The 24688-nt window shown below is 59.2% G+C and carries 26 protein-coding genes; 13 read left to right on the top strand and 13 right to left on the bottom strand.

The window, feature by feature from the left end; translation table 11 throughout:
- Positions 1-84 precede the first annotated feature (84 nt).
- The 9 genes from H0A72_RS17190 to H0A72_RS17150 all read left to right on the top strand — a co-directional run bounded on the left by H0A72_RS17190 (position 85) and on the right by H0A72_RS17150 (position 9492).
- Entirely contained in the window at positions 85-702 is a 618-nt protein-coding gene (locus tag H0A72_RS17190; protein WP_172629720.1) for a TetR/AcrR family transcriptional regulator, read from the top strand.
- Entirely contained in the window at positions 699-1724 is a 1026-nt protein-coding gene (hlyD, locus tag H0A72_RS17185; protein ID WP_180151834.1) for a secretion protein HlyD, read from the top strand. Before H0A72_RS17190 ends, hlyD begins: the two co-directional genes overlap by 4 nt.
- A 1-nt stretch (position 1725) precedes the next feature.
- Positions 1726-3492, top strand: coding sequence for an ATP-binding cassette domain-containing protein (locus tag H0A72_RS17180; RefSeq protein WP_180157553.1), 1767 nt, complete (start codon positions 1726-1728; stop codon positions 3490-3492).
- Positions 3489-4658: an ABC transporter permease gene (locus tag H0A72_RS17175; protein ID WP_172629722.1), complete on the top strand. Its 1170-nt coding sequence runs from the start codon at positions 3489-3491 to the stop codon at positions 4656-4658. The genes H0A72_RS17180 and H0A72_RS17175 overlap by 4 nt, the downstream gene beginning before the upstream one ends.
- 4 nt (positions 4659-4662) lie before the next feature.
- Positions 4663-5781 (top strand): ABC transporter permease, encoded by a 1119-nt coding sequence (locus tag H0A72_RS17170; protein ID WP_180157551.1) that lies wholly within the window; start codon positions 4663-4665, stop codon positions 5779-5781.
- A gap of 5 nt (positions 5782-5786) precedes the next feature.
- On the top strand, positions 5787-7337 hold the full coding sequence (locus H0A72_RS17165) for an efflux transporter outer membrane subunit (protein WP_246437072.1): 1551 nt from the start codon (positions 5787-5789) through the stop codon (positions 7335-7337).
- On the top strand, positions 7327-7530 hold the full coding sequence (locus H0A72_RS17160; RefSeq protein WP_180151829.1) for a YgaP family membrane protein: 204 nt from the start codon (positions 7327-7329) through the stop codon (positions 7528-7530). The genes H0A72_RS17165 and H0A72_RS17160 overlap by 11 nt, the downstream gene beginning before the upstream one ends.
- Before the next feature lie 7 nt (positions 7531-7537).
- A complete protein-coding gene (locus H0A72_RS17155; RefSeq protein ID WP_180157547.1) occupies positions 7538-8959 on the top strand; it encodes an MBL fold metallo-hydrolase RNA specificity domain-containing protein in 1422 nt (473 codons plus the stop codon).
- Between the two features lie 71 nt (positions 8960-9030).
- Entirely contained in the window at positions 9031-9492 is a 462-nt protein-coding gene (locus H0A72_RS17150; protein ID WP_246437073.1) for a cytochrome c, read from the top strand.
- 78 nt (positions 9493-9570) lie between these two features.
- On the opposite strand, the gene H0A72_RS17145 is transcribed toward H0A72_RS17150, so the two are convergent.
- The 5 genes from H0A72_RS17145 to parA form a co-directional block, all read right to left on the bottom strand.
- Entirely contained in the window at positions 9571-11568 is a 1998-nt protein-coding gene (locus tag H0A72_RS17145; RefSeq protein WP_180157545.1) for a relaxase/mobilization nuclease domain-containing protein, read from the bottom strand.
- A gap of 484 nt (positions 11569-12052) precedes the next feature.
- The gene (locus H0A72_RS17140; RefSeq protein ID WP_180157543.1) at positions 12053-12652 is read right to left on the bottom strand and encodes a S26 family signal peptidase; all 600 of its coding nucleotides are present in this window, start codon (positions 12650-12652) and stop codon (positions 12053-12055) included.
- Complete coding sequence (locus tag H0A72_RS17135; protein ID WP_180157541.1) at positions 12649-13194, bottom strand: DUF2840 domain-containing protein; 546 nt, start codon at positions 13192-13194, stop codon at positions 12649-12651. The genes H0A72_RS17140 and H0A72_RS17135 overlap by 4 nt, the downstream gene beginning before the upstream one ends.
- Entirely contained in the window at positions 13191-13475 is a 285-nt protein-coding gene (locus H0A72_RS17130; protein WP_180157539.1) for a chromosome partitioning protein ParB, read from the bottom strand. Before H0A72_RS17130 ends, H0A72_RS17135 begins: the two co-directional genes overlap by 4 nt.
- Positions 13472-14110, bottom strand: coding sequence for a ParA family partition ATPase (gene parA, locus H0A72_RS17125; protein WP_180157537.1), 639 nt, complete (start codon positions 14108-14110; stop codon positions 13472-13474). The genes H0A72_RS17130 and parA overlap by 4 nt, the downstream gene beginning before the upstream one ends.
- Here parA and H0A72_RS17120 point away from each other — a divergent pair.
- Positions 14109-14252, top strand: a complete 144-nt coding sequence (locus H0A72_RS17120) for a hypothetical protein (protein ID WP_180157534.1) — start codon at positions 14109-14111, stop codon at positions 14250-14252. The two genes, parA and H0A72_RS17120, sit on opposite strands and share 2 nt — an antisense overlap.
- Positions 14253-14423: 171 nt before the next feature.
- Here H0A72_RS17120 and H0A72_RS17115 read toward each other — a convergent pair whose 3' ends face one another.
- The 4 genes from H0A72_RS17115 to H0A72_RS17100 all read right to left on the bottom strand — a co-directional run bounded on the left by H0A72_RS17115 (position 14424) and on the right by H0A72_RS17100 (position 17172).
- Positions 14424-15272, bottom strand: a complete 849-nt coding sequence (locus H0A72_RS17115) for a replication initiator protein A (protein WP_180157532.1) — start codon at positions 15270-15272, stop codon at positions 14424-14426.
- 26 nt (positions 15273-15298) lie between these two features.
- Complete coding sequence (locus H0A72_RS17110; RefSeq protein ID WP_180157530.1) at positions 15299-15583, bottom strand: helix-turn-helix transcriptional regulator; 285 nt, start codon at positions 15581-15583, stop codon at positions 15299-15301.
- Positions 15584-15666: 83 nt separating this feature from the next.
- A complete protein-coding gene (locus H0A72_RS17105) occupies positions 15667-16461 on the bottom strand; it encodes a DNA -binding domain-containing protein (RefSeq protein WP_180157528.1) in 795 nt (264 codons plus the stop codon).
- A 360-nt stretch (positions 16462-16821) separates the two neighbouring features.
- Positions 16822-17172, bottom strand: coding sequence for a DUF2958 domain-containing protein (locus H0A72_RS17100; RefSeq protein WP_180157662.1), 351 nt, complete (start codon positions 17170-17172; stop codon positions 16822-16824).
- Between the two features lie 264 nt (positions 17173-17436).
- Between H0A72_RS17100 and H0A72_RS17095 the strand changes: the two genes are divergently transcribed.
- Positions 17437-17727, top strand: a complete 291-nt coding sequence (locus tag H0A72_RS17095) for a helix-turn-helix domain-containing protein (RefSeq protein ID WP_180157526.1) — start codon at positions 17437-17439, stop codon at positions 17725-17727.
- A gap of 76 nt (positions 17728-17803) precedes the next feature.
- Here the strand turns inward: H0A72_RS17095 and H0A72_RS17090 are convergent, their stop codons facing one another.
- From H0A72_RS17090 to H0A72_RS17075, 4 genes are all read right to left on the bottom strand, one after another.
- On the bottom strand, positions 17804-18118 hold the full coding sequence (locus tag H0A72_RS17090) for a DUF736 domain-containing protein (RefSeq protein WP_180157524.1): 315 nt from the start codon (positions 18116-18118) through the stop codon (positions 17804-17806).
- 634 nt (positions 18119-18752) lie between these two features.
- Entirely contained in the window at positions 18753-19280 is a 528-nt protein-coding gene (locus H0A72_RS17085; protein WP_218953367.1) for a JAB domain-containing protein, read from the bottom strand.
- A gap of 712 nt (positions 19281-19992) precedes the next feature.
- Positions 19993-22023, bottom strand: a complete 2031-nt coding sequence (locus tag H0A72_RS17080) for a ParB/RepB/Spo0J family partition protein (protein WP_180157522.1) — start codon at positions 22021-22023, stop codon at positions 19993-19995.
- Positions 22024-22105: 82 nt separating this feature from the next.
- The gene (locus H0A72_RS17075) at positions 22106-22930 is read right to left on the bottom strand and encodes a DUF932 domain-containing protein (protein WP_180157520.1); all 825 of its coding nucleotides are present in this window, start codon (positions 22928-22930) and stop codon (positions 22106-22108) included.
- 736 nt (positions 22931-23666) lie between these two features.
- Between H0A72_RS17075 and H0A72_RS17070 the strand changes: the two genes are divergently transcribed.
- Entirely contained in the window at positions 23667-24239 is a 573-nt protein-coding gene (locus tag H0A72_RS17070) for a hypothetical protein (RefSeq protein ID WP_180157518.1), read from the top strand.
- Between the two features lie 159 nt (positions 24240-24398).
- The gene (locus tag H0A72_RS17065) at positions 24399-24644 is read left to right on the top strand and encodes a hypothetical protein (protein ID WP_180157516.1); all 246 of its coding nucleotides are present in this window, start codon (positions 24399-24401) and stop codon (positions 24642-24644) included.
- The last annotated feature ends 44 nt before the right edge of the window (positions 24645-24688 follow it).

Below are 24688 nucleotides of genomic sequence, written 5' to 3'. Positions count from 1 at the left end.
CAATCTCCTCTATTAAATCTCTATCCCAGGTAGCGTCATCATGATAAGATAGTGATAGATTACTTACTTTCAAATGGATAAGCAATGAATCAACGTCCCAAGCACCTTCCTGCCGAAGAGCGGCGTGCAGCAACGGTCGAGGCGGTGGTTGATCTAGCCGGCGAACAGAACCCCAGTGATATCACCACCACGGCAATTGCACAGCGTATGGGCCTGACTCAAGGTGCGCTATTTCGGCATTTTCCAAACAAAGATGCCATTCTTCAGGCGGTCATGTCCTGGGTTTCGGAACGCTTGTTGGCGCGCGTGGACAAAGCTGCAAACAGTGCTGCATCGCCAATCGAAGCCCTGGAAGCCGTTTTCATGACACACATCGGTTTCGTATCCGAACACCCAGGAGTGCCTCGAATGCTTTTTGGAGAGCTGCAACGCGCGGAAGAAACGCTGCCCAAACGGATGGTGCAAACGCTAACCCAACGCTATGGAGAGCGCCTATGCCGTCTACTCGAAGCCGGCAAGGCGCAAGGTGAATTGGATCCTGACTTGGACGTCAAAGCAGCCGCCCTTCTGTTCATTGGCACCATTCAGGGATTGGTGATGCAGTCGTTGATGGCTGACGATGTCGCACGCATCCGCCATGACGCGCCCAATGTGTTCGCGATCTATCGTCGTGGCATCAGCCGCATGGAAAACACCAAATGAAGAAGGCCGGAAAACTTTCCGTTGCAGCGCTCGCCATCGTAGCCATCACACTTGGCGGAGGTTATATATGGATACAGCGCACCGATACAGACGAAAGCCAGCTACGTTTATATGGCAACGTCGATATCCGAGAAGTGCAACTGGCTTTTCGCCAACCAGGACGCATTGCTGAAATGACATTCGACGAAGGCGACACGGTCCTCGCCGGAACTCGTATGGCGGTTCTCGACGACCAACCTTATCGTGATGCATTGGCGTCGGCTGATGCCTCAGTGCAGGTGGCGCAGGCGGAGCTGACCAAATTGCGCAGTGGCTTGCGGCCCCAGGAAATCACTCAGGCACAGGAAGCACTCAAGCAGGCACGAGCCGTCGCCGTTAACACAGAGCGCGACTACCAGCGTCAAAGCAGCTTAGTGGCTTCCGGGGCCAGTAGCCGGCGTACCGTCGATGCCGCGCGAGCAGCACGTGACCAGGCCGCTGCTGCAGTAGCGTCTGCCGAGGCCGCCCTGTCGCTCGCCATGGAAGGTTTCCGTCAAGAAGACATCGCCGCCGCCCAGGCCCACTTGGCAGCCACACAAGCAACTCGTGCCCAGACCGCCACGGCTCTGACCGATACCGAACTGCTGGCACCCAGCAACGGCACTGTGATTGCACGGGTTCGTGAGCCGGGCAGCATGGTGGCAAGCCAAAGCACCGTCTACAGCCTGAGTCTGGATCAGCCTGTATATGTCCGAGCCTACGTCGCGGAACCAGACCTCGGGCGCATCGCGCCCGGTACCAGGGTGAGGGTTACAAACGACTCGTCCAACAAAATTTATTATGGCCAGATCGGTTTTATCTCGCCACGCGCGGAGTTCACCCCCAAGACGGTAGAAACCACGGACTTGCGCACCGATCTGGTGTACCGCCTGCGTATCGTTATTGATGAAGCCGACAGCGACAAGGGATTGCGCCAAGGCATGCCCGTGACGATAGACGTTGACACCCATACCGCTTCCAGCATCCAAGACAGGAAAAATTGAGATGCACGCCCGTTCCACCCTGGCTGGCACCTCACAACATGAGAACGCTGCCGTCGTGATCGAAGCGCTGAACAAAAATTTCAGCAATGTCCAGGCCTTGCAGGATTTGAACGCGTCAATCCATTACGGACGGCTGACCGGGCTGGTAGGTCCTGATGGTGCGGGAAAAACGACACTCATGCGTATCCTGACCGGTCTGCTCGAACCCAGTACTGGTCGGGCCACTGTGGCGGGATACGATGTCGTGCAAGATAACGAAGCGATCCACGTGATCACCGGCTACATGCCGCAGCGCTTCGGGCTCTACGAAGATTTGTCAGTGATGGAGAACATGCGCCTCTACGCGCAGCTTCGTGGTATGGATGCCGACCGCCACACTGAACTGTTTGCCGAACTGCTGAATTTTACGAGGCTCGGGCCGTTCACCGAGCGTCTGGCCGGCAAACTTTCCGGCGGCATGAAACAGAAACTAGGCCTGGCCTGTGCGCTGATGGCTCGACCCAAGGTGTTGCTGCTGGACGAACCGGGCGTAGGCGTCGATCCAGTCAGCCGGCAAGACTTATGGCGCATGGTGCAGGCTCTGACCGATGAAGGCATGGCCGTGGTCTGGTCCACCGCCTATCTGGATGAGGCCGAGCGCTGTGAAAGCGTTTTGTTGCTCAATCAAGGACAGTTACTGTTCGATGGCCCGCCGCAAACTCTGACGGCACAGCTTGAGGGACGCAGCTTTCGTTTGCAAAACGTAGGTTCTCAGCGTCGGGCGGTGTTGACCCAGGCACTGGATCTCGATGCCGTAAGCGACGGTGTCATCCAAGGGGCGGGCGTACGCATCGTACTGCGCGCTGGCGCCCAACCGGAATCGATCCAGACACTGGCCGATCAGGTGCAAGTGGCATTAACGCCGGTACCCGCACGGTTCGAAGATGCCTTCATTGATCTGCTGGGTGGCGGACCCGGCGGCACGTCAGCTCTGGCCGAACGCCTGCCCGTCGTCGAGCTCGGTTCTGATATTGCCGTTTCGTGCCGTAATCTCACTAAGCGCTTCGGCAATTTCACCGCCACTGATAACGTAAGTTTCGATGTGCAAAAAGGCGAAATATTCGGCTTGCTTGGCCCTAACGGAGCGGGAAAATCCACCACTTTCAAGATGCTGTGCGGCCTGCTCAAGCCCACCGATGGCGAGGCCCAGGTGGTCGGGCACGATCTGCGGCAGGCTACCGGTGCCGCCAAAAGCAAGCTGGGTTATATGGCGCAAAAGTTCTCTCTCTACGGCCTGCTCTCTGTACGCCAGAACCTGGAGTTCTCGGCAGGTGTGTACGGGCTGGAGGGGCAGACACGGCGCGAGCGCATCGAAGAAATGATCGACACCTTCGATTTGGGTAATTGGCTATCGGCCACGCCCGACTCTCTGCCCCTGGGGCTCAAGCAACGGCTGGCGCTGGCTTGTTCCTTGATGCATCGCCCACCCGTACTCTTTCTTGACGAGCCGACATCCGGAGTTGACCCGATCACCCGCCGCGAGTTCTGGACCCACATCAACGGTCTGGCACGCAAGGGAGTGACCATCATGGTCACCACCCACTTCATGGACGAAGCCGAATACTGTGATCGCGTCGCCTTGCTTTCGCGCGCGCGCCTGATTGCACTGGACACTCCAGATGCGCTCAAGCAAAGGGCCGCCACCGCAGAAACACCAGACCCAACGATGGAAGACGCCTTTATTCATATGGTGGAATCCGACCCACAAAACGACGAGGCATCCGCATGAGCACCTCGACGCCTGACCCCCACGGCGCTTCCGCACAGGTCGCAAACATGCGTCGCTTCGATCTGCAACGCTTACGGGCCTTGATCTACAAAGAAAGTCTTCAAGCGCTGCGCGATCCGTCAACACTGCTGATCGCTTTTGTGTTGCCCGTGATCTTGCTCCTTCTGTTTGCCTACGCTGTGTCGTTGGACGCCAAGCAGGTACGCATCGGTGTCGTGATGGAATCAGAAGGGGCTTCGGCCCAGGCACTGGCAGCCGCATTCGCGGCTACCGACTATCTGGATGCGCACTTCGTCCATGACCGCCGGGAAATCGCCAACATGCTAGTGTCCGGTGAACTGCGCGGTTATGTCGTCATCCCGCAAGACTTTGAGCAGCGCATGGCGCTAATGGGCAGCGAACCGCTCGTACAGATCATCACCGACGGCTCATATCCCAACACCGCCAATTATGTCGAGAACTACTCGCGAGGCGTCGTACAGACCTGGCGCACTGGACTCGATATCGGAGCATCGCCTCAAGCCATCGTGCTCGAACCACGCTACTGGTTCAATGCCGAGCTTGAAAGCCGGCGTGCTCTGGTTCCCGGCGCGATCGCCATCGTAATGACCATCATCGGCACCATGCTCACCGCGCTGGTGGTTGCGCGCGAGTGGGAACGCGGCACTATGGAAGCGGTGTTGTCCACACCGGCGTCAGTGGCCGAAATCCTGATCGGTAAGCTGCTGCCGTATTTCGTGCTTGGCATGCTGTCCACGCTTGGTGCAGCAGCGCTTGCGGTGTTTGTCTTCAACGTTCCGTTGCGGGGCTCTCTCGCTGCATTGATGCTGTTGTCTGCGGTGTTCATGGTGCCGGCCCTGGGACAGGGTTTGCTCATCTCATCGCTGGCGCGCAATCAATTCCTCGCGGCGCAGATCGCGCTCTTCACAGGTTTCTTACCGGCCTTCATGCTGTCGGGTTTTCTGTACGAAATCGACGCCATGCCCGCATGGATCCGGGCCATCACACTGCTGGTTCCGGCACGCTACTTCGTTGACTCGTTGAAAACCGTATTCCTGGCCGGAGACGTCTGGGCGGTGTTCGTTCCTAACCTGGCAGCCATGGCGGCAATCGGGGTGCTGTTCTTCATGATTGCCAAGCGTGCCACGCGCAAGAACCTGGAGTAACGCCGTGTTCACCTCCGCATTTTCATTCACCCGCCTGCGCGCCCAGTTCATCAAAGAGGTGCTTAGCGTACTGCGTGATCCACGCAGCCGCATGGTGGTGTTCGTGCCGCCCATCTTGCAACTACTTGTGTTCGCCTTTGCCGCCACACTGGAAGTCCGCAACATCGACATCGCCGTTTACAACCAGGATACCGGAAGATGGTCGCACGAACTAATCCAGCGCCTGGAAAATGCCGACTTCATCACCCACCTGCACCGTATCGACAACCGGCAACAATTGCATACCCTGATCGACCAAGGCGAAGTCATTGCAGCCCTTTCCATACCCGTCGACTTTTCCCGCACCATTGCAGCCGGCGACAGCGGTATCGCACAGGTATTGGTTGATGGTCGACGCAGCAACTCAGGACAGATTACGGTCGGCTACCTGTCCACCATCGCGGCTGACGTCGGCGCCACGGTCGCGCCCGAGGCGCAAATACCAATCCCGGTGGTGACCCGCCACTGGTTCAACCCGAACCTGATTTACCGCTGGTTCATCGTGCCCGGCCTTAGCGGCATCCTGGCCCTGTTCAGCGCACTCTTGATCACCTCGCTGTCGATTGCCCGCGAACGCGAATTGGGCACATTCGACCAATTGCTCGTATCGCCGACCTCGACGCCGGAAATCATCATCTCAAAATCGCTGCCAGCCCTGGCCATCGGCACCCTGCTAGGCCTGTTCATGATCAGCGCAGGCGTGTTCCTGTTCGGGATTCCCTTTACAGGCTCCTTTGTGTTGTTGCTGGTCTGCCTGGTGCTGTTCATCCTGTCAGTGGTGGGCATCGGCCTGATGATTTCCGCCGTCAGCATGACCCAGCAGCAAGCCATCCTGGGCGCATTTGCTATAGGTGTACCAGCGGTACTGATGTCAGGGTTCGCCACGCCGGTGGAAAACATGCCGTTGTTTCTGCAATGGCTGGCACAGGCTATTCCCCTGACTCACTTCCTGATAATCGTCGAGGGCAGTTTTCTTAAGGCCATGCCGCCTGCTGACATCTTCGCAAGCCTTTGGCCACTAGCGCTTATTGCCTCGGTCACTCTGACGATGGCCACCGTATTCGTCCGGGGACGTTTGCAATGACATTCATGACAACCAGCTATTCATCTAACGACGCATTGTATCGAGCTCGCAGCCGCCTGCGCCTTGCCACGCTGACCGCAGCTTGTCTGCTACTGACCGCCTGCACCACTGTCGGCCCCGATTATCAGGAGCCGCTGGTTGACAGCGGTGAGGGGTGGTCGCTGCCATTGGCCAACGCATCCGGTCAAGCGAACCTAAGCAATTGGTGGTCTGAGTTAAACGATCCGGTACTGGATCGTTTAATAGCCACCGCCCTGACGCAAAACCTGGATCTGAGACAAGCTGCAGGCAAGATCGACGAGGCACGCGCCATACGTGATCGGGTTGCTGGTGAGCGATTGCCAGTTGCCGAAATCGGCGCCAGCGTCAACCGGCGGCGACAAAGTGAAAACGGCCCTTTGCCGATCAACTCGATGCCCGGTCTGGACGCCATTCAAACTATTTACGATGCGGGCTTTGACGCAGCGTGGGAAGTGGATCTGTTTGGCGCCAGGCAACGCGCCCTAGAGGGCGCGTACGCACGGCTTCAGGCCACCGAGGCAGAAGCCCAGGGCGTGCGTATTCGCATAATTGCCGAAGTGGCAAGAGCATGGTTCACGGCTGTCGGCGCTGAGCACGAACTACGAGCCCAGGCATCAACACTGGACACGCTGAAACAAACACTCGAACTGACCCGCCTACGACATACACAAGGGGATGTTTCGGTTGCCGATGTCGATGTTGCCTATGCACAGTGGGCCAGTGCCAACGCAGCCCTACCCGATATCCAAGCGCGTCAGCGCGCTGCAATGCTTAGTCTGGGCGTATTGCTGGGTTCACCACCGGAACGTGAGCTTTCACTGCTTGACGATCAAATGGGCTCACTCATGTTACGAACCTTACCCATCGGGGAACGCGCCGATATACTGCGTCGACGTCCCGACGTTCTGGCCGCAGAGCGGCGCCTGGCTGCAAGCTCAGCCGATATAGGCGTTGCCACCGCCGAGTTGTTCCCCAAACTCTCGATCGGCATAGGCGGCGGCTTTCAGGCGCTTAGCACAGGAAGCTGGTTTGATGCATCCAGCTCCCGCTTTTCCATCCTGCCATTGGTGTCCTGGAGACTGTTCGATGGTGGTCGGGTGCGCGCAGAAATCCGGGCCAGCGAGGCGGCTGCACATCAAGCTGCATTGGCCTATGAGCAGGCCGTACTAATTGCCTTGGGGGATGCCGAACGCACAATAAGCGACTACCACGCAGGGCTTGCGAGCCTGGAACGCCGTACTGCCGCGTTACACGCATCTCGTACCAGTTACGAACGCAGCAGAACACGCTACGCTGCGGGCGACATAACGCTGATCGAACTGCTGGTTGTCCAGCGCAACTACCACGACGCAGAAAAAGAAGTGGCGCACGCCCAGCTGAACGCAGCCGTACAAATGGTTGCTTTGTACAAAGCATTGGGTGGAGGTTGGAATGCACCCGAAAAGCCGGCGTTGACACCTCCATCGGCCGAAGAGCATTACCGCATCTACAAGACCCTAGCTCAAACACAAAAGGAGATTAGCCATGGGAACTAATGTCGGAAATATCGACCGCCTGATCCGTATCGTCATCGGCCTAGTGCTACTGAGCCTGCCATTCTGGCTCGACACACCATGGCGCTGGCTGGGACTGATAGGGGTCATGCCCTTGGCCACCGGTTTGATCGGCCGCTGCCCAGGGTACCGTTTGTTGGGCCGTAGCACCTGCTCACGACACAAGCCAGAGTGAGTGTTCAATGAAATTGAGTTTTCTGGGTGCAGCGGGCGAAGTTACTGGCTCATGTTTTTTAGTGGAGACGAACAACACTCGTTTCCTGGTCGACTGCGGCATGGTGCAAGGTGGGCAGGAGGCAGCCGAACGTAATAGCAAGCCATTCAAATTCGACCCAACTTCCATTGATTTCGTGTTGCTTACCCACGCCCATATCGACCACTGCGGCTTGCTGCCCAAGCTCACCCGCTCTGGCTTCAAAGGACCAATTTACGCCACAAAGGCAACAACAGATTTACTCAGCGTGATGCTCCCTGATAGCGCTCACATTCAAGAAAGCGACGCCAGGCGCAATACTGTACGACCTATACACAAGACAACAGCGTCACCAATTTATACATTGGACGATGCTCGAAAATGCCTTCGTCAAACCAAGTGGGTGGACTACGATCAAAAGTTTTCCCCACATGCAACAGTACAGTGTCGGTTCCGCAACGCCGGACATATTCTCGGATCAGCCATTATCGAACTCTGGGTCACCGAATACAGTTACCCGACAAAGCTTGTGTTCAGCGGCGACCTTGGCCAACCTGGACGTCCGATCTTACAAAACCCCACTTCAATAAAAAATGCTGACATCCTAGTTATAGAGTCGACATACGGAAACCGTCGACATCAGAGCTTGACTGCGACCGAAAACGACATGGTTGCCATTGTTAAAAAAACCCTTTTTGAACGAGGCGGAAACGTCATCATCCCAGCGTTCGCGGTCGGCCGCGCCCAACAGATTATCTATCAATTACACCGACTTACTCGCGAGGGACGACTTCGGCCCCCCAAGATATTTGTTGACTCACCGATGGCGACAGCGGCGACGAGCATTACACGCGAGCATATCGAACTATTTAACGAAGAGGCCAAACATCTCGCAGAATGGCACGCTCTGGAGCACGACTTACCCTATTTACACTTCACTGCCAATGTTAACGAATCCAAAGCACTGAACCGAGTCCGATCCGGCGCCATTATTATCTCTGCAAGCGGCATGTGCGATGCTGGGCGCATCCGTCACCACTTACGCCATAACTTGCCGCGGCAAGAATGCAGCGTGATCATCCCTGGGTTCCAGGCCAAGGGCACGCTCGGTAGACGTTTGGTAGACGGCGAAAAAAAAGTACGCATACTCGACGAAGACATCCCGGTAAGGGCTTCCATTTTCTCTGTTGATAGTCTTTCAGCGCACGCCGACCAAGACGCTCTATTGGCTTGGGCAACGGCTTTCGAGAGACCACCTGTGCAAACATTTGTCGTACATGGAGAACCCAAGGCGTCGCAAACACTGGCAGATACCTTAAGCAAAATTCTCGATTGGCAAGTGACTGTACCCAAACATGGCCATGAGGTACTTTGGCCGAATTTTCTATCTGCCCCAAAAAAACACGTTTAACGCCCTTAGCAGCCATCCGAAATTCCCATCTCTATAAAATCCATACCTTCATGACAAACATTGAGAACTCCATGAACAACTTCTTGAAAATTCACACTTTGCTTAGAATTTTCTGTTCGGTAATTCTGGCTGCGTATACCACGAGTCTTAATGCGCAGACCGCACAAGCCGAAGAACCCATGAGTCTTCGTACCGTAATGGAGAAACTTGGCCATGATATGGAAGCAGTGACTGGCGCAATTTCTAAGGAAGACTGGGCACTAATTACGGAGCTAGCACCGAAAATTGCCAACCATGCCGAACCACCGATGTCGGAAAAGGTGCAGATTCTCACTTGGCTTGGATCTGATGCGGGAAAATTTCGAAGCTTTGATATGCAGGTTCAGGCGGCGGCTACAGAAATGGGCGAAGCGGCAAAGCAAGCGGACGGTCAAAGAGTTATCGAAGCGTTCTCAAAAACACAACAAAGCTGTTTAGCTTGTCACCAAAATTTCCGTCAGCCGTTCGTTAAGCGATTTTACGGGGAGCGTTAAGAACACGACCCAAATGCATAGAGGCATTGGCCGTGCAGGACACGGATACCCATTTTTAGCAATCTGGCTTAAAAGCCATCAGACAGAAAGACCCCGACGCACTCCGAGTTCCCAAGACGTTCGGCCACCACGCACAGTCACAGCGATTTGCTGCTCCAGCCGCTGCTTGAGTACCGGGTTCCACGGCACTAGGCTGAACCCCATACCGTCGGCGAGCATGGCGTAACGTCCACTGGCGAGCATGACGCTGCGCCGGTAGATCCCCGCCACGCGCTGCCCGTCTGCCGTCGGTCGGTGCTCCAAGCCAGTGTCAGCGGCGATGTCCTTGGCCGCCTGCGCCAGCTCCCGATTACGTAGCGTCCCCAGCAGGTCCCGGGAGAGGATCACACGTTGCCCGCGCCGCTGGGCCAGCCCCTCTTCTTCAAGAAAGTCAGCCCTTTGCCGCATGGCTTGCTTGGCCTCGCCACCAAAACCCACATCCCCTAACCCCTTTCCGCCACCGATCAGTTGCTGGTCAAGCCAGGTGGCCCCGATCACGCGGGTTTGCCGTTCAATCGGCAGGTGCGATTTCAGTTCCACCGCCACACCGCCCAATCGTTGCACGTCGTACTGGCGGCCTTGCTCAGGCAAGTCGCCCGGCACTTTCCACAGCCCTTCGGACACGCGTTCCACAATGTCGGCGCGGCGCAAGGCTTCCAGCCGACGAACGTGAAACGCGACCACTTCCTGCGGGTCACGTCCTGCCGTGACGCGACCTTGCTCAATGGCAAGGTGATGATCGGTACGATACAGACCGTCGCTGACCAGTTCCACAATGTTGCGGTCGGCGACCCGGATGTCGGCGGAACCCTTCACTTCCACCACCGCGCCGATCGGATAGTCGGCCGGTTCGTCACGCGCATTGAGCGCAACGTAGTGCGCCTTTCCATCCACGCCGTCGATCACCAGATAGCCCCGGTCGTGCAGCTCATCATCCAGCCCCTTCGCGGCCACGCGCCCGACGATGGTGCGACCACCTCCATCGCCACCTTGGCCCGGCTCGAACACGGCAAGTTCGCGTTGTTTTCCGCTCATGGCCCGCTGCATGGTGCGGATGATGTCGCCCCGCTCGCCCAGGGCGCGCAAGGTTTTTTCGGCGTCGGTGTGCATGACCCAGGTGCCGGGCTGTATTTCGTCGGCTAGCCCCAGGCGCTGCAAGTGTTGCAGACGACTGATCAGAAGCAGGCGCTGGCGTTGCAATGTCGGTTCATTGAAGCGCTGGATATGCACCCGGCCATCTTCGCCGATCTCACGTTGCAGAGTGCGGTCCAGGTTCGTCCACCGCTCCTGTTGCACTTCGCGCTGCATGGTTTGCTGGATTTCTAGCTCGGTGCGCGGCCCCAGCCATTCGGTCGCCAGCTCAGAAGCTCGATGACGCAAGCCCTGGGCGATATAATCGCCCGCAATGATGAGGTCTTGGCCGGTATCGTCGCGCCCGCGCACGATCAGGTGGGTGTGGGGATTATCGGTATTCCAGTGATCCACCGCGACCCAATCCACGCCAGTACCCAGGTCGGCTTCCATGCGGTTCAGCAGATGCCGGGTATAGGTCCTCAGGTCATCCAGTTCAGCGCCGTCCTCCGGGGAAACGATGAAGCGGAAATGGTGCCGGTCGTCCGCGCACCGTTCCTTGAAGGCATCCAGATCGGCAACGTCCGTCTGCGGCCCATAGGCTTGGCCTGGCTTGCCATCACGACCTGCTCCGTCACGCTCGATGTAGCGTAGATGCTTGGCGAGCGATTGCGGACTGGCGTTACGCTGATTAATCAGCAGGGTCTTGATGGTCACGCGCCGCGACATGGGTGTGAGATTCGCCCCTGCGAAGCGCGCCGCCGTATGGCCGCGCCCCAGGCGTGCGCCGGGACGCTGACCGGCGCGTGCGCTGCGGCCACTAGCTGCAGAATGGCGCATTGAGGACTTACCACCGCTGGCCTTGCCGGTCTGCTTGAGCACCTTGGAAATAAAACCTTGGCCCTTCCCACGGTTCTTCGGGGCGCTGGGGCGCACCCGGAAATCATCGTCACGATGATTGGTCATAGCTGCGCTCCCTGGAAGTTCTGTCTGAAGTTGTGGCGTAGTCGGTCGTGCGAAGCACGCCGCCAGCCCCGTCTTGGCGCGGGAATCGCGCCCCCAGCGGCACGACGGCAACGCTGCATCGTGCCGCACCACCCCCATGTGCAGACTGGCTTTGCGGGCGGCTGAGTGCCGACCCCTTTTGTCTTGCCTTCCGCCTTTGCCTGTCGCTTTCGCTCCCGGCGTCGGCGGCCCGGTGGCGCTGCGCTACGAGCAGCCAGCGCACCGGCGAACGCGTCGATGGACGCGCCAGAGGCCGCATACCAGGCGCGTTCGAGGCAAGACGCCTGCACGGGGGACCGTTGCGCCGGAGGTTGCACGGCGAGCGGAGTCCAATGCATAGGATTGGCATCAGCACAGCAGACGTAACGATACGGCGGCAGCCCCAAGGAAGGCACGCCTGATAGCACGATGCAACGCACCTTGGTGTGCAATGAATCGGCGGTCTTCATGGCTTCACCTTATGCCAAACCGGATGCGTGATGCCGATCACTGCGGCTGCGCTGACCGGGCCAAAATAACGGCTGTCGAACGAGGCCGGATTCGTGGCGCTCAACAAGAACAGTTCGCCCGCCATCAATGGCCGGCACTGCGGCCAGGATGGCAACGGACGGCCCTGCTGGTCGGCAGGCAGGACGGCGGCCACCGGCACACCGTCGATGCGTACCTGACCGGCAACGATGCAGACGTGTTGCGGCGCGACCGCGCCCACACGTTTGAGCAGCGGAATGTGTGCGGGCAGATAGCCGCGCTGTGCGGCCAGCGTAGCGGCGTCGGCAGGCAATTGGATCAGAACGATGGCGCCTACGGACAAGGAACGTGGCAACGAGACGGCCCGGTGTTCAAGCGGTTGCACGCGATACCAGCCGACCGGTACGCTATCAGACGGGTTGTAGATCAGACGCGGCAACGGCGGCAAAAAAGCTGCCGAGGCCAGCGCCGCGAGGCCGACGGCGGCGAAGCCCGCCAACACGATGCGAGCGCGCAGACGCGAACGAGGATGCGACTCTGTTTGAGCGGTCTGGTTGCGTGTGACAGCTAGCCTCATGACAAGGCCCGCCCGGCCAGCCAAGCAGCGTGCCGCTCGGCTGTGTATTCAGGCAAGGGCAGACGCACCGCCAGTCGATTGGCGAGCGTACGCCAGTACGCAGGCGAGGCGGCAACGGGAGCAATGCCCAGTGCCTCGATAGCATCCATGCGTTGCAGCACGGCGCGTACATTGGCATCGCCTTCAACCTGCAACAGCAGGCGTGCACCGGGCTGCACGCCGGGGATGCGCTGCGCCGCGTCCAGCGGTGTGCAGGCCTGCATCACCATGAGCTGCCAGCGCACCGTGCCGTAGTCATTGGACTGCCAGCGGATGCGGCAAAGCACCGCGCCCGGCAGAAACACCGCCCAGCGTCGCCAACGATCCAGCCGCAGCGTGCGTGCCGGTTCACCAAAACGCAGGTAAAGATTGAAGTGGGGTTCGATTGTGGCCAACGCCACCCGCGTCAGCGGTGTGCGATTGGCGTGCAGGGCAAGTGCGGCGGATGGCGGCAGTGATGACGCCGTGGCCGCACCAGCGGCAGGCGAAACGGATGTATTCATGGCGTGTTCTCTTTGCGATGTTCTGGAAACTCGCACTCCAGCAGGCCGCGCAGCAGGTCAGCCACAGTCACGCCTTGCGTGAAGGCCGATACCTTGATGCGCGCCCGCAGAGCGGGGGTAATGTCCAGCGTCAGGCGAGCGGTATAGAGATCACCCTTGTTCAACGCGTCAGCGCCACCTTGGCGAATCCACGCTTCAGCGTGCGGATTCGCGGGCGGACGCGCACCAATGCCCACGCGCTTGGCTGGACGTTTGCTGTTCAGTGGCAACTTGACTGTCATATCGGCCACCGCAGCAGTTCATCGACCAGCGCAGTGATCTCACGCTCCGCCGCGCTATCGGGTGCCGTTTCACGTGCCAGCCGCCCGGCGGCCACGCTATCGGCAAAGACGATCCGCTGCCGAACCTCGGCGCGTAGCGCCGGCAGCGGTTGCTCAGCCAGCGCCCGGCGGGCTTCGCGTCCGATCACCGTGGTGCTGACCCGCCGGTTGATGACAAAGGCCGCATGCAAAGCCGGCCGGAACACCTGGGCCTCGCGGATCAGCGCCACCATCTCGGCGCTGGCCCACAGGTCGTAGGGGCTGGGCTGCACGGGAATTAACACGTAATCGGCTGCCAGCAGCGCGGAACGCGCCAAGGCGGCGATGCGGGGTGGGCCATCAATGACGACATGATCGGCCCGCCTGGCGAGTTCCGGCGCTTCCTGATGCAGTGTTTCGCGTGCCAGGCCCACGGCGCTGAACAACCTTGGCAGCCCTTGCTGGCTTCTGCGCTGTGTCCAGTCCAAGGAAGATCCTTGCGGGTCAGCGTCCAGCAGGATGACTTGCTGACCGCGCAGCGCGAGTTCTCCGGCGATGTGGGTGGCCAGCGTGGTCTTGCCCACCCCTCCTTTCTGATTGAGCAAGGCAACGATCATGGCGCAGCCCTCCCACCTGGAAAACCTGGCTGTTTTTGCCTTGCCAAACGGAGTGGTTTTTTCGGCTGATTTCGCCCTTCAAGCTGCCGAGTGTTTCCCTTTTCAGGGTCTATCCAACGTGGTGGCGGGTCTTTATCAATAGTTAGAGTAGTTAAGTTAGATAAGTTACGGGACTCGCAAACCCAGTTTCGGCGCGGCCTTGCAGCCGATTGGCACGCCTGATAGCACGATAGTCCCACGCCTGATAGCACGATACCGGACACGCCTGATAGCACGACACTATCCACAGGATATTCACAGCTTTTCCACAAACTTATCCCCGTGCCGTGGACGGCACCGGTCGGAAGGTCAGCCGTTCGCGGCCCTCGTCCGGCAGCAGCTCGATACCCAACACGTAGCCAGGCAATGACTGCTTTGCCACCAGAGCGCGCAGATCGCAGGCAAAGTCGGCGGGCTTGGCGGTACTGCCGGACTTCTGGTGCAAGTAGTGAAAATCGAAGCGCCAACCGTCCGCCTGCTTGCCGCCGTGCTTGCGCACTAGACGGTACAGCCAGCGTTCGATACCGCCGGTCAGGCGGAAGTACGCCGGATCGATGGTCAGCACCAGAGCCGCATCGAGCACCCCCGCATAAAACCAGTCCGGCAAGATAAGTTCGATGCCCAGCGGCTTGCCGCCGGCATCGGCCAGCTCCTTCCACTCGTTGATCCAAGAAAACCGATGCAGCCGCCGCCCCGTGGTTTGGCGGATGGAGGTCGCCACGCTGGTTGATTGCAAGCGGTCTAGCGCCGCTTTCAGGCGCTGGTAGTCGCGCAAGGAAGTGCCACGCCCGATAAAGCGCAGGATTTCGTAAGGCGTGGCGCGTATCCATCGTGAGGGCTGAACACCAGCGTCTCGCGCCTGCACGATCTGCGACGCAGCCCAGATCAGGATGTCGGCATCCCAAATCGTGGCAATACCATGTTCGGCGGTGCCTTCCACACGGATGGTGATGTTGCCGCTGCGAAAGTCGATGGGCGCAACGCGCCGCGACTTTGCCAGCGAGAAAAAGGGATAAGCCATCAAATCCTGGGCATCGCGCGGCGCCATATCGCCGGGCAAGGCACGGAACAGCGCAAGCTGCTCCTGCTGCGGCGGTCGCTGCGCGGCGGACGGACGAGACATTTTGATGACCGATAGCGTGCAGACGATCAGCGGCCGTCACGATAATCACCTGCATGGCGTTCGGCGTACTCCGGGTCGGAGGTGGCCTCATAGCTACGCGCATCGGCCCAGGCATCGAGGTCTGCCACGGCGTACATGACGCGCCGCCCGAACTTGCGAAACTTTGGGCCGCCGCCGATCACGCGCTGCTTTTCCAGCGTGCGCGGCGACAACCGCAGGTAGTCGGCGGCTTCGTCGTTGGTGAGGTAACGTTGGGGCTGCGCGGGCGCAGTGGCTGAAACGGCGGCAGGCCGTAAGGGTGCTGGTCGCATGGGATGAGTCTCCATCGGTTGAGAGCGCCCGGCCACATAGCGAGGCCGGATGCAGACAGTCTCAACAAAGTCGGGCGACCTGCTCAGGGACGTTTTTCAGGGGGTGAAGAACGTCCCTGTATCGGCTTGGGAAGCTGTGCCAGGCGGCGGTAGCCGCCACGCATCAGCGTTTCGCCCCGGCGCACCAGGCGACGCATGCGGGCGCGTAAAGCGCCGTCGGCATGCCAATCGCGGGCCACCGCCTTGGGGCCAAACAGCCCTTCGGCGATGTCGCGCAAGGATGCCCCCGCCAGTGTGGCATCAAGCGCCTGCAAAGTGTGCATCTCCTGCAAGGCCGACAAGGCGGGCCGGGGCCGCACGACAGCATTGGGAATGGCGTCGCTGGTCAGGGACAGCTTGTTCAATTCCAGCGCGAGCGCTTGTGCGTGCGCCAGGAGGTCGGTGCCGGCGCGCACGGCGTAGACGTAGGCCATGCCGTCGGCCAGGCCAGGAGCGAGCGCAAGCCGCAGGCAGCCACCCAGCCAGCGCACCCGAAGCACCAAGCGCACGCCATCGTGAATCAGGGATTTTTCGCCCGGGATGCGCCACAGCGTGAACAGCGTGACACCCGGTATGGAGTCGACATCCGGGTAAAGATGAACGCCCTGGGCATCGGGGAACCAGATGGGATGCGCCTCACGCGCATCCAGGGCGGGGTCTTCCAGCAGGCGCAGCCCCCAGTGCTGCGCAGCGTCTGGCCGTTGGGGACGGCATACCCAGTCTTGCCAGTAATCGGGATGGCGGCGCAGGTACTCCCAAGCGAGTGCCAAGCCGTCCAGATGCAGAACGTACAAATACGCGGCGGTCGGATGCCAGTGTCTGGCGTGCGAATCAGCCATGACGCAACCCCCCTTTTTAATTCAGCAGGGCCGCCTCATCGCAAAATGCACACAGCTCAGTTTCAATACGTTAATATTTAACTACCAATCGCATCAAATGAAACTGAAAATATCAAGTCAGATTGGGTCTTAACCCTTGCGCTGGCAATCAGAATGCGATGTCGACGCCACTGAAAAATCAGTAAGTAGCATCCCTCACCCTGACGCATATCGTGCAAAAGATCATGACTGTTTAAGTCTGAACCATCGTGTATTTATGCAAGGCCCAAGATTCAGACCGTACCGATCTTGAATATGACTGAAATGGTCTTGATGCGCCTTGATTAGATGGACTGCGCGTTTTGATCGCAGCCACCGATTTCAATCCGTGATCGAACCGTTTTCTTGCGCTAGGCGAACATATTCCGATAACGGACGCACAGCCAAGAAATAGCGGTCACGCATCACGGGCTGCTTACGCGGGCCGACGATGGACGCCAAAGCGGAAAGTTGCACCGTTCCCAGCTCCGGCATGCCTATCCCCAAGTCGATCAGGCCATAGGCCGTATCGCCATCTTGCGGGTCAAGGCTAACCAGCAGCCAGGTTGCATGGGCGTCCGGCGTGAAGATCCGCACCACGGGCGGCGGGTCGATGTGCTGGCCTGCGGCGCGTGCCTGGCCGTGGGCAAGCAATTGTGCGTGCTCTTCGTCGGTGATGAGTGGATGGTTCACGTGTGTTCTACCAAAGCGTAAAGCCGCCGATTTATCTTCGCGCGTTCGTACAAAGCCCCGAAAGCGGTTTTTCTCGAATCCGTAAAAGCGGGCAATCGTAATGCCGCTTATGCGCAAACCATGAAACGCACGATTGTGATTCTCCGCTTTTAAGGGAATCCACACTTACGGATTTCATTAATTACACAAGAAAAAGACAAAATCTCAATGAATGAGTTAAAGATAACGTGGTTTTAATTGTGCCGCTGAAACACGCTTCTGTCTATGCAGAAGCGACCCGTACAGCGCGGCCGGCCACCCGGCGCCACCACCTTTGATGCCGAACTGGCCAAGGCCTTCGGCGCCGCAGTGCGTGCGCTGCGCACGGAACGCGGTATCGCCCAGGAAATGCTTGCGAACCTCGCGGGCATTGAACGCTCCCACCTGGGCAAGATCGAGCGCGGCGAGCATATGCCCACGCTGGCGATTATCTTCAAGATCGCCGCAGCGCTGGAATGCAGCACGGCAGTGCTCATGACCCAGACAGAAACCCAGCTTACCGAAGGTAAGGCCTAACCATAAGGCCTGTCGGGGCTGTGCCGCCATGGGCCTTTGCGTGGATGCGCCCCGCCAAAAGGCGGGGCGTAGTGGGTTAAGCCGTGTGCGGCTTGCTGCGCGTCCACAGCAGATCATGCGTGCCATCCTCGCCTTCGATCAGGCGAGCGTAGACGGTGGCCGGGAACGAGGGGTCATCCAGCGTCACCGACAGGTATTCCCGCCCGGCTTCGCTGGTTTTCTTCCACGCCGCGCCGATGTCATTGCCAGCGGCCTGCAGACGGAAGTCGGGGGCTTTGCCGTTTTCGCCCTTGTCGTTGGCGACCAGCTTGACCTTGACGTTAAGCGTCAGGGTGCGCAAGGTGCCGGTGTAGCCGTTGGTATCTGCGGTGAAGGTGCCGATGGTAGCCATGGTGATACTCCTTTCAGTAAATCAAGGTCGCGCCAGTGCGTCCTTGTTGTGATCCGGTCGGCGGGGGTGGGCTGGCCGCACCGCACCAGCGGCCGTAACAGCGTGGAGGGCCGGGAAGCACAAAGAATTTGCCTCGCGAGGAATGCGTGCAGCGCAGGGGAAATTGTTTGTGCTGGACGGTTGCGGCCAATCAGCCCAAGGCTTGCCGTCCCCCGCCAGGATTCACGACAAGACAAGGACGTACAGGCCGACCGTCCTGCAAGGAGAAATGGCAGACTCGGTTTTGCCACACACAGGCTCGACCGGCAAGCGCCATGATGCGGGCAAACATCAGGCTGCCAATGTTGGGCGGAAACATCCCCGCCGCACGCTGCGGCGCTGTCTTTGAAAGCGCGGTGTGCAAGCTCCATAAACTAGGTTGGGCGGTGTGTCGGTGAACCGCCCCTTGTGATGTCCAGACAAACAACCGCCAGCATCGAGGACGGCACGCTTGCGTGCAACCTGCGCCAGCAAGCCTAGGCGTAGCGTGACCCGCGCCGCCATTCAGAGGGGCGCCATATAAAAGCTGCAAGCGCCTGACTCTGCCTATCTGACAACAGCACAGGACGTAACGCCCTGTGCTGTTGTCGGGGCTTTACATCTGCCCCTGCTCTGCCAGTGAGACCGTGCTGGCCGCCGTCACGATGACATGATCGAGTAGCCGCACATCTATCAGCACCAGCGCATTTTTCAGATGTTTGGTCAGGTTCAGGTCAGCCATGCTTGGCTCGGTTGAACCCGACGGATGGTTATGCGCCATGATGAGCGCGGCGGCGTTCAGTCGCAGCGCCGTTTTCACGATCTCGCGGGGATAGACACTGGCCTGGCTCAACGTCCCCGGCCCCTGCTCGATATAGCGAATCGGCTTGAAACGTGAGTCCAGATAAAGGAAAGCCGCGCATTCGTGGCCCAGCCCGGCCAATTTGGCCTGAAAAAACTGCTTCACCTTGGTCGGCTGATCGACCGGCGAGGATCGGGAAACCAGACTTTCCGCAGCCGTGCGGCCCGCCGCCAGAATCTGCTCGTCGCTGGCCAGCTTGTAGCGGCCGCTGGGACTGCGCACATACAGGGTGCATGCCTCATCCATGTTGTCATAACTTAGTGCGGCGATGGTGTTGTTCATGATGCTCTCCAGTGTTCAGGGCGGGATTGCCCGGAACCCGAAGGCATGGCGCAGCGCAGGTTTCAAGGGTCGAAGACGGCCAGCGGCCGCAAGCGGCGCCCACGGCGACGCGCCGCCCTTGAAAATAAGAACGGCATGACACAATGACCGGAAGCAAAACAGCCCCCACTGTGTCACTGGGGTTTGCGTTGACATCCTCTGCGTGAAACGCAGCCAGACTGTAGTCGTTGCGAATCGCGCAACGTGCAAGCGAAGCGGGCAGCGCCCCGGCGCGAAGGCGTGAGGGATTGAAGCCGAATGGCCGTGACGGCAAGGGCGGCACGGGGCGCAGCCCGAAAGCCCGGCGGCGCGTGCGCCGACACGCACGGATTTATCCACAGATTCTGTGAGCAAGCCTGTGCATAAGAGATGAAGACTTTATGACAGCCCTTGTCATTCTGTGCTTTGCGCCTGGATCGGCTGCTAATTGTCCAGCGCAGCGATGGCCGTCCGCCCCCCCAGGCCCACATGTGTCACATACTCCGGTCGCCGCTTGTCCTGTGAGCGGCGACCGGCTGATTTGGTTCTTTACTTTGGCTGTTGGCACCGGGCGCGGCCATGCAGCGCCCGGATTTTGACCACCGTCCCCCCATGGAAGAAGGACATGGGGACGGTGCGAAATGAACTCATAAACAGCCAGCGCCCTGGCTGAAACCGGGGCACTGGTTGCTCGTCAAGGTTCTGCAGCGACGGCATCAGCCGCTTCGTTCAGCGTGCCGGTATCCTCGACGATTGCACCGCCTTCATCTGCTGCCGCATCCTGCGGGGCTTCCACCCGGAAAATCACGGGCATCCACCCCGACCCGGCCACCAGCCGTTCGGCTTCGCTGGCAAGGTCGGTTTTTTTTAGCTTCGCCAGCCGGGAAACCTGATCGGGCGCGAACTCGCCCACAGCATCCAGAATCACGGCCTTGGATACATGCTTGAAATAACCCTCGGCAGTCGGCTGCCACCATGCCGCCATGTCCAGCCCCACGGCCTGCGCCAGCATCGCACACGGTTGCTGCGCCGTAGCGCGAGGTGTGATGACATCCACGCTTGCCGCCGCGCACACCGCCAGCAGCCGCACCAGTGCATCTTGCGGCGTGGCCAGTAAAACGGCGAACAGGTCGGCGCTGTCCTGCGGCAAGTCCTCGCCCACAGCCTTTTGCAGTTCGGCCAGCGCCACGGCGGCGGGAGATTCCGGCCAGTCCGGGGCCAGGCTTTCCAGCCGGTTTTGCACAGTCAGGCGCATCTCCAGCAGCAAGCCATCGCGATGGTATCGGTCACGTTGCAAGACCGCCTGCACCATGCCATGCACCACAGCAGTCAGGGCGGCGTGCGGGTTCCGCGCCAGTTCGATTTGCAGCGCGGCGGTGCGGTGGGCGCTCAAGCGTTGCGCCAGCCGGTCGGACATGGCGGCAGCCTTGGGCTGGCCGTCATCCGCGTTGTCTCCGTGCGCTTCGTCCTCGCCGCTGAACCCCTGCCGCAATCGCTCCAAGGTGCGCAGCGCCTTCGCTTCGGCTTCACGCATCAGGCCGCGATGCACGACAATCTGACCTTGCCTGTCCAGCGTGATGATGGCACCGGCGGCGGCTTTGACGTTCGGGGCGTAATCCAGCAAGCGATCTTCCAGCGCCTGCAATTGTTCGCCCATGCTATCACCTTCCTCCTGCAAGGCATCGGCCTTTTCCTCGTCGTCATCTTCCAATGCGGCGTCAATCGCTTCACCAATGGCCTGCATTTTGGTTTCCAGCTTGTCCATGCGATCGCTTTCCCGCTTGGTAGGGTTGCGCCGCTCACGCGGGGCGCGTTGGAAGGCTTGTAGATCGGCATAGGTGGCGGCGGGCGTGGCATCCACCCATGCCCACCCCTCGGCTTTCACGGTGGCCGCGTGTTCTTCCAACTTTTGGCGTACCAGCGTTTCCAACAGCGCCACATCGGTCACATACACGCCGCTATCATCCTGCGCGAACAGATCACGGCGAATGCCGCCGCCTGCGGCTTCGTAGGCGTCCAGCCCCACGAAACGCACCAGCGCATGGCCGGCGTCGATCTCCCGCTCGGTCAGCCGATCACGCAAAGCGTGCGGCTGGCGTTGCCATTCGGGTGCTTCATAGAACGCTGCCTCCTGCGCCGCATGGTCATCCGTGATGGCAAGCGCCATCAACTGTTCAAGGGTCACGGCATCGGCACGATAATCGGCCAGCAGACGCCGCGACACATTCGCCAGCTTCAAACGGCGCTGCACCACCAGCGGGGTCACGCTGAAATCAGCCGCAATGTCTTCGATGGGTCGGCCTTCGGCCACCAGTGCCGCGAATGCTTCAAACTGGTCTGCGGGATGCATGGCTTCGCGCTGCACGTTTTCCGTCAGGCTGACGGTGCGGGCGCTGGCGTCGGCCACCAGCAGGCACGGCACCGCCCAATCCTTCGGAATGCGGCGGGTCTTTGCCAGCAGCTTGAGCGCGTCGAGCCTGCGACCACCGGCCACGACTTCGTAATGCTCGCCGTCGCGGGCCAGAATGACGGTCAGGTTTTGCAGCAGCCCCACGCGGGCGATGCTCTCGGCCAGGGCATCAATAGACTGTTTGATCTTGCGTACATTGCGCTTGGAAGCGCGAAGCTGCGACAGTGGCACGACAATCAGGTTTTGCGCCGGGGCGGCGATTTCCTGCGTAGCGGTGTCGATGGCTTGGGTTTCGGTTTGATGGATCGCGTTCATGGTGAAAACTCCTTGAGGTTTTGCAGTGCAGCCATGAAAAGCGCGGCAAGGCTGGCTGCCCGCCCCTGCCGCGTAAGGGAAATCAGGCTTTCAACTGGCGCATACCCTCGGCCAGCAGCCACAGGGAACGGTTCAGACGAATGTCGGAATCAATGCCTTGCACCGCCCGGGTGCTCTGGCGGCGACCATTGGCGCTGCGGCCACGCAAACCGCCTTTGGTGAGGTTTTCTTGCACCCGGTTAAACGCCATCCACAGATCGGGGCGCCGGTCGTCATAGCGGCGCGGCATCAGAATCTGGCTTTCCGTGATGGGCGCGGGCTTGTCGGGGTCGTCGTATTTCAGGGCCAGCGCGGCGCGGGCGAAGATCTCGGCTTCGCCCTCGTCCAGCGTCACGGCCTGCATGGCTTCGCGGGATTCCTGTACCCGCTCGAAACCGTCCAGCACTTCATAAGCGCCTTCGATGACTTGGCCTGTAATGTCACCTTTATGCGGGATGCGAACATCGGCCACGGTGTCGCCGCACACCAGCCCATTGCTGCACACAAACCGGAAGGCACCGGCCAGCATCTGATAACTGCTCGTTCCATCGTGGGAATTGAGCAAAATAATCTCGTTGGCGATGCTGTCATTGACCTGATTGGCATGGCGCAGGCGAATCATGTGTTTGGTGTGTTCGCGCCGGTCTTCGTTGCGTACTCGGGTCTGCGTCACCATGAAGGGCTGAAAACCTTCTTTCCGTAGTTCCGTCAGTACCGCCGCCGTGGGGATGTAGCGATAGCGTTCTGAACGGCTTTCGTGTGGCGCATCGGCATAGATGGACGGCACCACGGCCCTGATCTGATCGTCCGATAGTGGGCGGTCGCTGCGAAGCACCGGGGAAAGAGAACCGAAACGGGATACAAGCATGGGATTTCTCCTGACAAAGAAAGGGTTTGGCTTTTCACCGCACACCGGATTCCAAGATTCGGAAGCCCAAGCTTTTGAGCTTTTGATATGCGGTCGGCACGAAGAACCCGGTTGGCCTCGTTGCCACCGTCTTTCCAGAGTTCATCGCCCGCGACGGTCAGGAGCCCACGAACGTGGGCCGTCAAGGAGAAAAGCGTCAGGGTGGTGCGGCCCGCAGGCGCAGCCGAGGACACGGCCTGGCGCGCCTTGACGGCACGCGGCCACGGGCTACAGTCGCGGACAAGGTGATGAAGTCAGGAAAGATGGCTGGACAGGCAACGGCCGCTATCTGGTGTCGCCCGCAGGCAAGCGCCAGCGCGCAGGCACGAAGCTGGGAAGCCGGGCCGTAGGCGTCAGCCGAGCAAAGCGAGGGAACGATGAAAGCCCGAATGGGGCGAGACTCGCACAGCCTGGCTCGATGCGCAGCACGACAGCGCGACCGGCCATGTCTCGGCCGGGGACGTTCACTTAAATATCAACACGAACCCTTTATTTCACTGATACGCAAAAATAAGAAAAACGTCCCTTTGATCGAGAGAAATTAACTCAGGTGCTGCCATATATACTGTGGCACGATCGACTTGAAGACGAAGATACATATCTCGCCAGTAAATACCGATCGATAACACAAGGCACGGAGTCCATGCATTCTTTGCACAAACTGCTTTACCTACAGGAGGTCCAAGCGCAGTGTCGCATGGCACGACAGGCATTCGACCTTTTGAACCAACGGCTGACGACGTCCGAACCCATGCACTCCATTGAAGTAGGTGCGATGGAGACTGCTGAGGTGTTTCGCAACATTCACAGCATGCTCACCCACACCGCCAATATTTCACGTTTACTATGGCCAGGTAACAAACAAAAGTCCGCTCGAAAACAGCGTGCAGAAGCACTCCGCCTACTGCTTGACCTACCTGCAGATGACCACCTGCTCAGCGACCGCACATTGCGCGACGACCTTGAACATTTTGACGAACGCTTGGACCGTTGGACAACCAGCAGCGATGCAGCTCCCGACTATTGGCAAGATTGCATCGGTTCGTGGGATGTGCCGCATCAACAATATGGTGTAAAAGAACGGAATGTAATGCGCCATTTTGATCCAAGCACGCAGATATTCCGTTTCCAGGGACGTCCTTGGAATATTCCTGAAATGATCGACGCAGTGCAAGCACTTCAACATTGTGTTGATGCTAAGGTCGTCCAGCTCATATCTATTCTTTATCCGCAGCCAGACATATCACCATCCCCCGTAATCCCCGAGTAATACCTAATTACTCGTTTCGCTGACAGATCGTCCAACTTCCTCGGCAAGGTTGAACTCAACACCGAGGCAGAGCATTTCGTCCATGCGAGAACTACGAATAGACAGCCCCTACGCCTTCACAGAAGATATGAACACGCAAACGCACCTGAAGGCATACTCATGTTCCACACGGACGACAACGATGAAGCACTGGCACTATTTGACGGCCCTCCCCCTGGCTGGACAGCACCGCTGCGCGTGGTGAATCAACACGTACAAGCGGCATTGGCCGCAGCAGTACGACTTGCCAACCATGAACTGAATCAGCCCAGCGAAGCCGCAATCATGCAGATTTTTCAAGCGATGATGGACAGAACGGCGTTTGGGAAAACCGGCAACGACGTCACATCTTCATCCATACACTGACCCGTCCATGGCGGTTGAGTCGATACCTTGCCGCTGGGCATCGG

This window comes from Parapusillimonas granuli, from assembly GCF_013416525.1.
Classification (GTDB): domain Bacteria; phylum Pseudomonadota; class Gammaproteobacteria; order Burkholderiales; family Burkholderiaceae_B; genus Parapusillimonas; species Parapusillimonas granuli.
This window is presented reverse-complemented; position numbering and strand designations above follow the sequence as displayed.